This window comes from Bacillus cereus group sp. BfR-BA-01379 (assembly GCF_022663605.1).
In the GTDB taxonomy this organism is placed as follows: Bacteria; Bacillota; Bacilli; order Bacillales; family Bacillaceae_G; genus Bacillus_A; species Bacillus_A mobilis.
On the sequence record NZ_JAKUFT010000106.1, the window covers coordinates 1 to 12,077 of the forward strand.

The following is a 12,077-nucleotide window of genomic DNA, read 5'->3' on the forward strand; positions in this document are numbered from 1 at the left end:
GCCTACACCAACTGTCATGTTATCATTCGCTAAAACAATTGCATTTGATTTCACATGTTTTACAACTTTCCAAGCTAGTTTTAAATCTTTCCACTCTTGCTCTGACGGTTCACGTTTTGTCGGAATTGAAATTGTACTTTCATCTAATGATAACGTATCTTCCTCTTGAACAAGAAGACCACCTTGTACAGAAGTTAATTTTTTGCTTGCGCTTATCGCTTTTTCAATATCTACAGTTAGCAAGCGTAGGTTCTTCTTGCTTTGCAATACGTCTAAAGCTTCTTGCGAGAACGAAGGAGCGATAACAATTTCTAAGAAAACTTCATGTAACTTTTCAGCTGTTGCTTTGTCAATTTCACGATTTGCTGCGATAATACCACCGAAAATGGATACTGGATCTGCTTCATAAGCGCGTGTGTATGCTTCATGAATATCAGCTCCTACTCCAACACCACATGGATTCATATGTTTTACCGCTACTACTGCTGGTTCTGTAAATTCTTTCACGATACTAAGCGCTGCATCTGCATCGTTAATATTGTTATAAGATAATTCTTTACCGTGTAATTGTTCTGCATATGCAACAGAAGAAGTTACAGCGAATGGCGCTTTATAGAATGTTGCTTTTTGATGTGGATTTTCTCCATAACGTAAATCTTGTTTTTTCTCAAATGTCACTGTTAATGTTTCAGGGCTTTCTTCACCCATTTGCTCTGTTAAGTAGTTAGAGATTAACGCATCATACGCCGCTGTATGACGGAATACTTTCGCTGCTAATTTACGTTTTGTTTCTTCTTTTACTTCACCGTTCTCTTTCAGTTCTGTTAATACAACATCGTAATCTACTGGATCTACAATTACCGATACAAATTTATGATTTTTCGCAGCAGAGCGAATCATTGTTGGACCACCGATATCAATATTTTCAATTGCATCAGCAAATGTTACATCAGGCTTAGCGATTGTTTCTTTGAATGGGTATAAGTTAACAACAACAAAATCAATTGGCTCCATACCTAACTCATTCATTTGCGCTACATGCGTTTCATTATCGCGAACTGCTAATAGACCACCATGAATATTTGGGTGTAATGTTTTTACACGACCATCCATAATTTCCGGGAACCCAGTTACTTCAGAAATACCGATCACTTGTAAACCGTTTTCTTCTAGTAATTTTTTCGTACCACCTGTTGATATAACTTCGATTCCTTGTTCTAGTAAACCTTTAACAAATTCTACTACTCCTGTTTTATCTGAAACACTTACTAATGCACGCTTTTTCATCTATCCTTCACCCCTGGTTGTATGTTAGTTAACAGTTGGTTCTTTCACAGATTGAACAATTTGATTCACTGTATTTACGTATAATTTATGTTCAACTTGTTGAATTTTCTTTTGTAAGCTTTCTCTCGTATCCCCTTCAGAAACAACTACCGCTTCTTGCGCAATAATTGGCCCTGTATCCATACCTGCATCTACATAATGAATCGTTACTCCAGTTACTTTCACACCTGCTTCTAACGCTTGACCAACAGCATCTTTCCCTGGAAAACTTGGTAATAGTGATGGATGAATATTAATAATCTTTCCGCCGTAAGCTTCTAGTAAAGTTGGTCCAATTAAACGCATATATCCAGCTAAAATAACATAATCAATTTCATACTCTTCTAGCTTCTTTAATATTTCTTTTTCAAATGCTTCTTTTGACTCATATGTTTTCGCTGAAAAAGCGAAACATGGAATATGATGATAATGTGCCCGTCCAACAGCACGTGCTTCTGGTTTATCACATACTAATAAACTAATATCTGCATCTAATCTTTTTTCTTCTACCGCATTGATAAGAGATTGAAAGTTAGAGCCGCTCCCAGAAGCAAAAACTGCTAATCTACTCATAGTGCCGCTCCCCCATTAAAGGTAACGCCAGCCCCTTGTACAGTACGTCCAATAATACTAGCTATTTCTCCTTGCTTTTCAAGAAGACGAACGATATCTTTTGCCTCTTCTTCCTTCACTGCTACTACCATACCAATACCCATGTTAAAAATATTGAACATTTCTTTTTCTTCTAGTTTTCCGACCTCTTGAAGCAAACTGAAGATCGGTTGAATTTTCCAAGATCCCAATTCAATTTCTGCACCGATTCCTTCTGGTAACATACGTGGAATATTTTCAATGAATCCGCCACCTGTAATGTGTGCCATTCCGTATACTTCATATTTCTTCAATAGTTCTAAAATAGGTTTGACATAAATTTTCGTTGGTTTTAATAATTCTTCACCAAGAGGTAGTTCTAAGCGTCCGTAAATGCGATCTAAAGATAGTGCTCCATCTTCTAGTAATACTTTTCGTACTAAAGAATAGCCGTTACTATGAATACCGCTAGATGCTAAGCCAATTAATACGTGACCAGCTTCAATTTTTTCACCTGTTACAATTTTCTTTTTATCAACAATACCAACTGTAAAACCAGCTAAATCGTATTCTTCCGTAGAATACATACCTGGCATTTCAGCTGTTTCTCCACCAATTAATGCACAACCAGCTTGGCGACAGCCCTCTGATATACCTTTGACGATGTTTTCAATTTTACTAGGTTCAGCTTTACCACAAGCAATATAATCAAGGAAGAAAAGCGGCTCTGCTCCTTGGACAACAATATCATTTACACACATTGCTACTGCATCAATACCAATTGTGTCATGTTTATCTGCCATAAAAGCGAGCATCAATTTCGTTCCCACGCCATCTGTTCCAGATACTAATACAGGTTCTTCTAATGCAAATTTTGATAGATCAAACATACCTCCAAAACCGCCTAAACCGCCTAGTACTTCTTTTCTCATTGTTGTTTGTACGTGTTTTTTCATGCGAGATACCGCTTCATATCCAGCTTCAATATCTACTCCTGCTTGCTTATATGCATTCGCCATCGTTATCTACACCTCGTCTTTTAATTTCTCCCTATCTAGGGCCGGCCGTTTTAAGAAAGAAGCTAGCTTCTACATCAAAAGAAGTAGAAGCTTTTTTCTTCTTATTTCATACTTTCTAAAAGCTCTTGCTCATAATCATAAAGAGCTGTTGGGTAATCTCCATTGAAGTACGCCATACATAGACCGCCGTATTTCCCTTCATATGGATGTCCAATTGCATCTACTAATCCATCTTCACTTAAAAATGTTAATGAGTCTGCACCGATTATTTCACGAATTTCTTCTACTGTATGATTTGCTGCAATTAATTCTTTTCTTGTTTGAATATCAATGCCATAGAAACATGGATATTTTAGAGGTGGTGACGCAATTCTCACGTGAACTTCTGTCGCTCCAGCCTCACGAAGCATGCGAACAATTCGTTTACTTGTTGTTCCTCTTACGATAGAATCGTCAATCATAACAACTCGTTTTCCTTCAACTACACCTCTTACTGCTGAAAGTTTCATCTTAACCCCTTGCTCTCGCAGTTCTTGAGAAGGTTGAATAAACGTCCGTCCAACGTAACGATTTTTAATTAATCCTAACTCATATGGAATGCCTGTTGCCTCAGCATAACCAATTGCTGCCGAAATACTAGAGTCTGGCACGCCAGTAACAACATCCGCTTCAATAGGAGCTTCTGCCGCCAAACGTTTTCCCATGTTTTTACGTGCTGCATGGACGTTAATGCCTGCAATATTAGAATCCGGACGTGCAAAGTAAATGTACTCCATACTACAAATTGCATGATCTACTTCATTTGTAAAACGATCTACGTGAATTCCTTCATCATTGATGATAAGTAGTTCACCTGGTTCTACATCACGAATGTATGTTGCACCTACTACATCAAAAGCACATGTTTCTGACGCTACAACGTAAGCATCCCCCATCTTTCCAATTGAAAGAGGACGGAATCCATTCGGATCTAGCGCAACAATCATTTCATTTCCAGTTAGTAAAAGATATGCAAACGCACCTTTCACTTTATTTAGAGCCTCTTTTACACTCTCAATTAACGAATCTTTCGTACTACGTTTAATAAGATGTAAAAGTACTTCTGTATCTGAACTTGTTTGAAAAATACTTCCCTCTGCTTCTAATTCGCGGCGAAGCATTTTTGCATTAATTAAATTTCCGTTATGAGCTAATGCCATACTATGATCAGAAAAACGGAATAATAATGGTTGAACGTTAGCAACTTCACTTCCACCAGCTGTCGCATATCTTACGTGTCCAATTGCTGATTTTCCGTTTAAGCCTTCTAGCTCACCTCTTGAAAATACTTCCGATATTAAACCTAATCCCTTGTGACCGACAATTTTCTCACCATTATTTACGACGATGCCTGCGCCTTCTTGTCCACGGTGCTGTAAACTATGCAATCCGTAATACGAAACTTGTGCTGCATTTTCATGCCCCCAAATTCCAAAAACGCCACATTCTTCATTTAACCCCTTTATTTCAGCAAGCATGGGATTGCCCCTTTCCAAGCCTTTCTCATTTCATCTACATTTGCTGTAAGTAATACTTCATTTTCTTCATTATGAATTGTTACTTCATTTGTATTTGTCACTTCTCCAACTTGAATTGCTTCTACCGCTTTCTCAAACGCTTCTTTATTTTCACGTTTTACAGTTATAACGAAACGAGATTGTGATTCAGCGAATAATGCGGCTGTTGCTTCTCCATCTAATTTCACAGTAGCACCTAAACCTTTTGCACCAATGGCACTTTCAGTAATTGCTACTGCTAAACCACCTTCTGCAACATCATGAGCAGATTGAACAAGGCCAGCTTGAATTGCTGCTAATACTTGTTTTTGACGCTTTAATTCTACATCTAGATCGATGCTTGGTGATTGACCGAAAATTTTGCCGTGAATCATTTTCTGTAATTCACTTCCACCAAACTCAGCTTTCGTCTCTCCAATTACATAAACTAAATCGCCAGCTTGCTTAAACTCTTGTGTTGTTACATGTTTTAAATCGTGTACAAGTCCAACCATCCCAACTGTCGGTGTTGGATACACTGCTTCACCACTACGTTCGTTATACATTGATACGTTTCCGCCGATAACTGGCGTTTGTAATGTATGACAAGCTTCACTCATACCATCTACTGATTTCTCAATTTGCCAGAAGATTTCTGGTTTTTCTGGATTACCAAAGTTTAAGCAATCTGTAATTGCAAGTGGCTCTCCCCCAGAACATACGATATTACGTGCTGCCTCTGCTACTGCAATTTTACCGCCCACTTCTGGATCTAAATAAATGTAGCGAGAGTTACAATCTGTCGTCATTGCTAATCCTTTTTCTGTACCGCGTACACGTACAACTGCTGCATCTGAACCTGGTGTAACAACTGTGCTTGTGCGAACTTGATAATCATATTGATCATAAACCCACTCTTTACTTGCAATCGTCGGTTGTTGTAATAGAGCGAATAACGTTTCTTTATAATTTTCTACTTTTGGCGTTTCCATTTTCATTGCCTGGAATTCAGCAAAGTATGCTGCTTCTTTTGATGGTTTATGATAAATTGGTGCTTCTTCTGCAAGAGCATCTGCTGGTACTTCAGCTACCTTTTCACCTTTATGGAATAAGCGAAGCATTTTGTCTTCCGTTACTTTCCCCATCGTAACGGCTGCAAGACCATACTTCTCAAATAAATCTACTATTTCTTGCTCTCTACCCTTTTTCACAACGATTAGCATACGTTCTTGTGATTCAGATAGCATCATTTCATATGGTGTCATTCCTGTTTCACGCTGTGGTACATCATCTAAGTACATTTCAATACCCATTCCCGCTTTACTTGCCATTTCTGCAGAAGATGATGTTAAACCAGCTGCACCCATATCTTGAATTCCAACAAGTGCATCCGACTGAATAAGTTCTAAGCAAGCTTCAATAAGAAGTTTCTCCATAAATGGATCTCCTACTTGAACTGCTGGGCGCTTCGCTTCTGAGCTTTCAGATAACTCTTCAGATGCAAATGTTGCACCGTGAATACCGTCACGACCAGTTGATGCTCCTACATACATTACTGTATTTCCAGCACCGTGCGCTTGCCCTTTTTTAATATCTTCATGATTAATTAAGCCTACACACATTGCATTTACAAGTGGATTTCCTTCATAACATGGATCAAACTGTACTTCGCCGCCAACAGTCGGAATGCCAATACAGTTACCGTATCCTGCAATCCCTGCTACTACTTCTTCGAATAAATATTTCACACGTGGTGACTGTAATTCACCGAAGCGAAGTGAGTTTAATAGAGCTACTGGGCGTGCTCCCATAGAAAATACGTCACGGATAATACCACCAACGCCTGTTGCCGCTCCTTGATATGGTTCAATAGCAGATGGGTGGTTATGACTTTCCATTTTAAATACAACCGCTTGATTATCACCGATATCTACGATTCCAGCACCTTCCCCAGGTCCTTGCAAGACGCGCTCACCTGTTGTTGGGAATTTTCGAAGCACTGGTTTTGAATTTTTATAACTGCAATGTTCAGACCACATAACAGAGAATAATCCTGTTTCTGTATAATTTGGCAGACGGCCTAAAATCTTTTCAACCATGGCAAACTCTTCGTCTGTTAGCCCCATTTCCGCATATATGCGCTCTTCTTTAATTTGTGTTGGATTTGGTTCAAGCATTAACGACATATGTTTCCCTCCACTGTTTTAAGATAGATTGAAAGACTTTTAACCCTTCAGCACCGCCAAGTAATTCATCTACAGCACGCTCTGGGTGTGGCATCATACCAAGTACATTTCCTTTTTCGTTTACAATACCAGCAATATCTGAAACGCTTCCATTCGGATTTTCTACGTAACGGAATGCGATTTGATTATTCTCTTCTAATCTTTTTAACGTTTCTTCATCACAATAGTAATTCCCCTCACCATGCGCGATTGGAATATTGATTACTTCATCTTTTTCATATTGTGATGTAAACATCGTTTCATTATTTTCAACACGCAACTGAACAGTGCGACACATAAATTTTAAATTTTCGTTTCTCATTAACGCTCCTGGTAGTAATCCTGATTCAACAAGAATCTGGAATCCATTACATACACCTAAAATCGGCTTTCCTTGCTCAGCAGCTTTTTGCACTGCTTTCATTGCATTCGCGAAGCGAGAAATAGCACCGCAGCGTAAGTAGTCACCGTAAGAGAATCCACCTGGTAGTAGAATTGCATCATATTCATCTAAATTCTCTGTATCGTGCCAAACGTAATCTACTTCTTCGCCGAGCTCATCTTTAATTGCATGGAACATATCAACATCACAGTTCGAACCTGGAAATACTATTACGGCAAATTTCACTGTGCGACAACCTCCTCAACTTCATAACGGAAGTCTTCCATTACAACGTTTGCTAATAGTTTTTCACACATTTCTTTTACCTTTGCGTCAAGGTCAGATACCGATTTATCAATTGTTAGTTCCATGTACTTTCCGATTCGAACGTCTTGCACTTCTGTAAATGAAAGACTATGAAGTGCTCCTTTTACCGCTGTTCCTTGTGGATCTAATACGCTTTCTCTTAATGTTACATATACCTTAACTTTATACATGTGAAATTCCCCCTAAACGTTTTAAAATCTCTTCATAAGCATCTGTTAAATTTCCAAGATCGCGACGGAATACGTCTTTATCAAACTTTTCATTGCTCGTTTCATCCCATAAACGGCAAGTATCTGGTGAAATTTCATCCGCTAAAATAATTTCTCCTTCTTCCGTTACACCAAACTCTAATTTGAAATCTACTAGTCTTACACGACAGCTTGCGAAATGATCAATCAACACTTGATTGATTTGTAGAGCCATTTCTCGTAATACGCTTACTTGCTCTGGCGATGCAACGTTTAATACACGAATATGATCTTCCGTTACAAGCGGATCTCCTAAATCATCATCTTTGAAGTAAAATTCTACGATTGGTTCTGCAAGTACAGTTCCCTCTTCCATTCCTAAGCGTTTTGAAAGACTTCCTGCAATTACATTTCTTGTGACAACTTCTAAAGGAATAATACTCACTTTTTTAACAAGTTGCTCTATCTCAGATAACTTCTCAATAAAATGTGTTTTAATTCCTACTTCTTGTAACTTTCTGAACAATAAAGTTGTAATCTCATTGTTCAAACGACCTTTTCCTGTAATCGTCTCTTTTTTCTCCCCATTGAAAGCAGTCGCACTATCTTTGTACTCTACCCAAACCATATCTGCTGATTCTGTACGATAAATTCTTTTTGCCTTACCTTCATACAGCAATTCTAGCTTTTGCATTTCGCAAGCCCCCTGTAGTTTGAAAAATGTGAATAATGTTTTTATAAAGAATGGCACAGAATGACTCTATTCTGTGCCATATGAAATTTTACGCTTCGTTTAACCCAAGGCGTTCAAAGATTGTATCAACGTGTTGCATATGATGCTCATAGTTGAAACATTCATTAATTTCTTCTTGTGATAACTTGCTCGTAATACGCTCATCAGCTTCTACAAGCTCTTTAAATTGTACTTGTGTTTCCCAAGCTTCCATCGCTTTAGGCTGTACGATATCATAAGCTTCTTCACGTACCATACCTTTGTCGATTAATGTAAGCATTACACGCTGAGAATAAATTAAGCCGTATGTTCTTGTCATATTGCGTTTCATATTCTCTGGGTATACAGTTAAGTTTTTAACGATATTACCAAAGCGATTTAACATGTAGTTTAATGCGATTGTAGCATCTGGTAAAATTACGCGTTCTGCCGAAGAGTGAGAAATATCACGTTCATGCCATAATGGAACATTCTCATACGCTGTCATCATATAACCGCGGATAACACGAGCTAAACCAGTCATATTTTCTGATCCGATTGGATTACGTTTATGTGGCATTGCAGAAGAACCTTTTTGCCCTTTTGCGAAAGCTTCTTCAACTTCACGTGTTTCACTCTTTTGTAAACCACGGATCTCAACTGCCATCTTTTCAATAGATGTTGCAATTAGTGCAAGTGTTGACATGTAATGAGCATGGCGATCACGTTGCAATGTTTGTGTTGAAATTGGTGCTGCTTCTAACCCTAAGTTTTCACAAACATACTTTTCTACGAATGGATCGATATTTGCGTATGTACCAACCGCACCAGATAATTTACCAACACGAACTGTATCAGCAGCTTGCTTGAAACGCTCTACGTTACGTTTCATTTCTTCATACCAAAGACCAAGTTTTAAACCAAATGTTGTTGGTTCTGCATGAACACCGTGTGTTCTTCCCATCATGATCGTATACTTATGCTCTTTCGCTTTGTTAGCTAAAATGCTTACGAAGTTTTCTAAGTCTTTTAATATGATTTCATTCGCTTGTTTTAAGATGTAAGATAACGCTGTATCTACTACATCTGTAGATGTTAAACCGTAATGAACCCATTTACGTTCCTCGCCTAATGTTGGTGTTTCTGATACAGCACGAGTGAATGCAACTACGTCATGACGTGTCTCTTTTTCAATTTCATAAATACGATCAATATCAAATGATGCATGCTCACGAATTTTTTTAACATCTTCTTTTGGAATATCGCCAAGCTCAGCCCATGCTTCACAAGCTAAAATCTCAACTTCTAACCACGCTTTAAATTTGTTCTCTTCCGTCCAAATTGCACCCATTTCTGGGCGTGTATAACGACTAATCATTTTTTTCCCTCCAACAGTTGTTCTTGATGGTCCCAAATTTGCAAACTCTTCGCTTTTTCTAGAGCGACTTCAATATTATCATTTAAAATATTAACATGCCCCATTTTTCGCTGCGCTTTTGCTTCTTCTTTTCCATACAAGTGTAAATAGCACCCGGTTAATCTATTCACTTGTCTTAGGACCCCTTCTATATGTTCGCCTAAAATGTTTACCATGACAACTGGTTTTAACAAATTTGTTTCTCCAAGAGGTAAATTACAGATTGCTCGAATATGTTGACCGAATTGACTCGTTTCACATGCATCCTGTGTATAGTGGCCTGAATTGTGAGGTCTTGGTGCTAATTCATTAATGTAAATCTCACCATTAGCTGTAGCAAACATCTCTACCGCTAGTGTTCCCACAAGCTCTAATTCATCCGCGAGCACTTTTGCATAAGCAATTGCTTTTTGAGAAAGTTCTTCTGTAATGCGAGCTGGAACGATAGATTCATGCAAAATGTTATTTACATGAATATTTTCCGCTACCGGAAATACTTTCGTTTCACCACTTACACTACGAATGACAATAACTGATACTTCTTTTTCAAAAGGCACCCATTTCTCTAAAATACACTCTGCTACATTTGCAAGCTCTCGCGCCTTATCAACGTCAGCTTCACTTCTTAAAACAACTTGACCTTTCCCATCATATCCGCCTGTCGTCGTTTTTAATACAGAAGGATATGATAACTCAGTGATTGCTTCAGTAAGCTGATCTTGATTTTGAACCAATCTATACGTTGCTACTGGTAGCCCAGCTTTCTCAATTGCATTCTTTTCTGTAAAACGATTTTGCGTTTTACTTAACAACTGACTGCCTTGCGGTAAGTAAGCATGTTTTTCAAGCCATTGTAAACATCTATAATCAATATTCTCAAATTCATATGTGACAACATCACTGATCTCCGCTAAATGCTGAATTGCTTTTAAATCGTCATATGATGCAACAATCTCAATATCAGCAACTTGTGCACATGGTGAATTTTTTGTAGGATCTAAAACAGCAATTTTATATCCCATCTCTTTAGCTGCCAATGCCATCATTCTTCCTAGCTGGCCGCCTCCAATAATGCCGATTGTTTTTCCAGGTAAAATGATTCTCGTCATACTAGCTCACTACCTTCGCGCACATCTTTTTCAATTGCTTCTCTTCTCAATTCTAATGCATCATGTATATCATCATGGAATGATCCAAGTATTTGTGCAGCAAGTAAACCAGCATTTGTTGAACCAGCCTTACCAATTGCAACAGTTGCAACCGGAACCCCTCCTGGCATTTGGACGATGGATAATAATGAATCTAAGCCGTTTAACGCTTTTGATTGAACTGGAACTCCGATTACAGGAAGATTCGTCTTCGCTGCAACCATCCCTGGTAAATGCGCTGCTCCACCAGCTCCAGCAATAATAACTTTCAATCCACGTTCACGAGCCGTTTCTGCATATTCAAACATATAATCCGGAGTCCGATGAGCTGATACAACTTTTTTCTCATACGGTATATTTAATTCATCTAAAATGTCACAAGCATATTTCATTGTTTCCCAGTCTGACGTGCTTCCCATTATGACTCCAACTAGTGATTTCATATTAGAATCCCCCCGATTCAAATAAAAAAAGCCTGAAATAGAACAGTTTCTCTTTTACTATGAGAGAAAGTGCTCTACTCAGGCATACGTATCCCTTGTGAATAGAAAAATACCGAGTGACTTTCCCTCATAGTCTAACGAATAACGGTCGTTAGGTAGAGACTTGCAGGCCATATCCCCGCGATTATATGAGGTCTTATATATTATTCTTTCTATGGCTATATTAACAATATTTCATAAACAATGTCAACAAATAATCGAATGTTTTTTTATTACTTACCAATAACGTTCGTGTTTTAGTTATATTCAAAAGGATAATTGTAACTATATGCAAGAAGGATAAGAAATTAGAACATAGATTTCTAGAAATCTATCGTACATATAATCGCTTATATTCATTTTATTTATAAGGAGAACAATAACAAAAAACAACTACACTCTTTCACATTTATTCCTTTGTATCGCAGTCATTGCTGTAATGATCGAATACTCCTTTATATCATCACACTTTTAACGTTCCCTATCATAGGGATTATTTTAGGAGCACTTGGAAAACCTGAAAAACAAAAAATCATTGCTATTACTTTGAATAGCCTTATTAGGGTTATATAAAAATAAACACAAAAAAACCTAAGTCGAATCGACTTAGGTTTTTGCTTGGCGACGTCCTACTCTCACAGGGACAAGGTCCCAACTACCATCGGCGCTAGAGAGCTTAACTTCCGTGTTCGGTATGGGAACGGGTGTGACCTCTCTGCCATCAT

The 12,077-nt window shown here is 38.1% G+C and carries 11 protein-coding genes, 1 rRNA gene and 1 riboswitch; all 12 genes read right to left on the bottom strand.

From position 1 onward, the window contains the following. Positions 1-1,287, bottom strand: a 1,287-nt coding sequence (gene purH, locus MR113_RS25195) for a bifunctional phosphoribosylaminoimidazolecarboxamide formyltransferase/IMP cyclohydrolase (RefSeq protein WP_242257258.1), incomplete at its 3' end; no start/stop codon positions are given. 24 nt (positions 1,288-1,311) lie between these two features. Beyond that, the gene (purN, locus tag MR113_RS25200) at positions 1,312-1,899 is read right to left on the bottom strand and encodes a phosphoribosylglycinamide formyltransferase (protein WP_242257259.1); all 588 of its coding nucleotides are present in this window, start codon (positions 1,897-1,899) and stop codon (positions 1,312-1,314) included. Further along, positions 1,896-2,936 (bottom strand): phosphoribosylformylglycinamidine cyclo-ligase, encoded by a 1,041-nt coding sequence (purM, locus tag MR113_RS25205; protein ID WP_242257260.1) that lies wholly within the window; start codon positions 2,934-2,936, stop codon positions 1,896-1,898. Before purM ends, purN begins: the two co-directional genes overlap by 4 nt. Positions 2,937-3,037: 101 nt before the next feature. Beyond that, on the bottom strand, positions 3,038-4,453 hold the full coding sequence (gene purF / locus MR113_RS25210; protein WP_242257261.1) for an amidophosphoribosyltransferase: 1,416 nt from the start codon (positions 4,451-4,453) through the stop codon (positions 3,038-3,040). Further along, positions 4,438-6,657, bottom strand: coding sequence for a phosphoribosylformylglycinamidine synthase II (purL, locus tag MR113_RS25215; RefSeq protein ID WP_242257262.1), 2,220 nt, complete (start codon positions 6,655-6,657; stop codon positions 4,438-4,440). Before purL ends, purF begins: the two co-directional genes overlap by 16 nt. Continuing rightward, positions 6,641-7,324 (bottom strand): phosphoribosylformylglycinamidine synthase subunit PurQ, encoded by a 684-nt coding sequence (gene purQ / locus MR113_RS25220; protein WP_048375606.1) that lies wholly within the window; start codon positions 7,322-7,324, stop codon positions 6,641-6,643. Before purQ ends, purL begins: the two co-directional genes overlap by 17 nt. Next, complete coding sequence (gene purS / locus MR113_RS25225) at positions 7,321-7,575, bottom strand: phosphoribosylformylglycinamidine synthase subunit PurS (protein WP_000278820.1); 255 nt, start codon at positions 7,573-7,575, stop codon at positions 7,321-7,323. Before purS ends, purQ begins: the two co-directional genes overlap by 4 nt. Next, positions 7,568-8,287: a phosphoribosylaminoimidazolesuccinocarboxamide synthase gene (gene purC / locus MR113_RS25230; RefSeq protein ID WP_242257263.1), complete on the bottom strand. Its 720-nt coding sequence runs from the start codon at positions 8,285-8,287 to the stop codon at positions 7,568-7,570. The genes purS and purC overlap by 8 nt, the downstream gene beginning before the upstream one ends. A gap of 88 nt (positions 8,288-8,375) precedes the next feature. Further along, complete coding sequence (gene purB, locus MR113_RS25235) at positions 8,376-9,683, bottom strand: adenylosuccinate lyase (protein WP_000625686.1); 1,308 nt, start codon at positions 9,681-9,683, stop codon at positions 8,376-8,378. Then, positions 9,680-10,831: a 5-(carboxyamino)imidazole ribonucleotide synthase gene (purK, locus tag MR113_RS25240; protein ID WP_242257264.1), complete on the bottom strand. Its 1,152-nt coding sequence runs from the start codon at positions 10,829-10,831 to the stop codon at positions 9,680-9,682. Before purK ends, purB begins: the two co-directional genes overlap by 4 nt. Then, entirely contained in the window at positions 10,828-11,313 is a 486-nt protein-coding gene (purE, locus tag MR113_RS25245) for a 5-(carboxyamino)imidazole ribonucleotide mutase (protein ID WP_000839367.1), read from the bottom strand. Before purE ends, purK begins: the two co-directional genes overlap by 4 nt. A 110-nt stretch (positions 11,314-11,423) precedes the next feature. Continuing rightward, positions 11,424-11,525: riboswitch (purine riboswitch) on the bottom strand. 443 nt (positions 11,526-11,968) lie between these two features. Beyond that, positions 11,969-12,077 (bottom strand): 5S ribosomal RNA (gene rrf, locus MR113_RS25250); the annotation flags it as partial.

Coding starts and splice junctions, on each gene's coding strand:
- purN (WP_242257259.1), bottom strand. CDS start 1,899: ATGAGTAGATTAGCAGTTTTTGCTTCTGGGAGCGGCTCTAACTTTCAA.
- purM (WP_242257260.1), bottom strand. CDS start 2,936: ATGGCGAATGCATATAAGCAAGCAGGAGTAGATATTGAAGCTGGATAT.
- purF (WP_242257261.1), bottom strand. CDS start 4,453: ATGCTTGCTGAAATAAAGGGGTTAAATGAAGAATGTGGCGTTTTTGGA.
- purL (WP_242257262.1), bottom strand. CDS start 6,657: ATGTCGTTAATGCTTGAACCAAATCCAACACAAATTAAAGAAGAGCGC.
- purS (WP_000278820.1), bottom strand. CDS start 7,575: ATGTATAAAGTTAAGGTATATGTAACATTAAGAGAAAGCGTATTAGAT.
- purC (WP_242257263.1), bottom strand. CDS start 8,287: ATGCAAAAGCTAGAATTGCTGTATGAAGGTAAGGCAAAAAGAATTTAT.
- purB (WP_000625686.1), bottom strand. CDS start 9,683: ATGATTAGTCGTTATACACGCCCAGAAATGGGTGCAATTTGGACGGAA.
- purK (WP_242257264.1), bottom strand. CDS start 10,831: ATGACGAGAATCATTTTACCTGGAAAAACAATCGGCATTATTGGAGGC.
- purE (WP_000839367.1), bottom strand. CDS start 11,313: ATGAAATCACTAGTTGGAGTCATAATGGGAAGCACGTCAGACTGGGAA.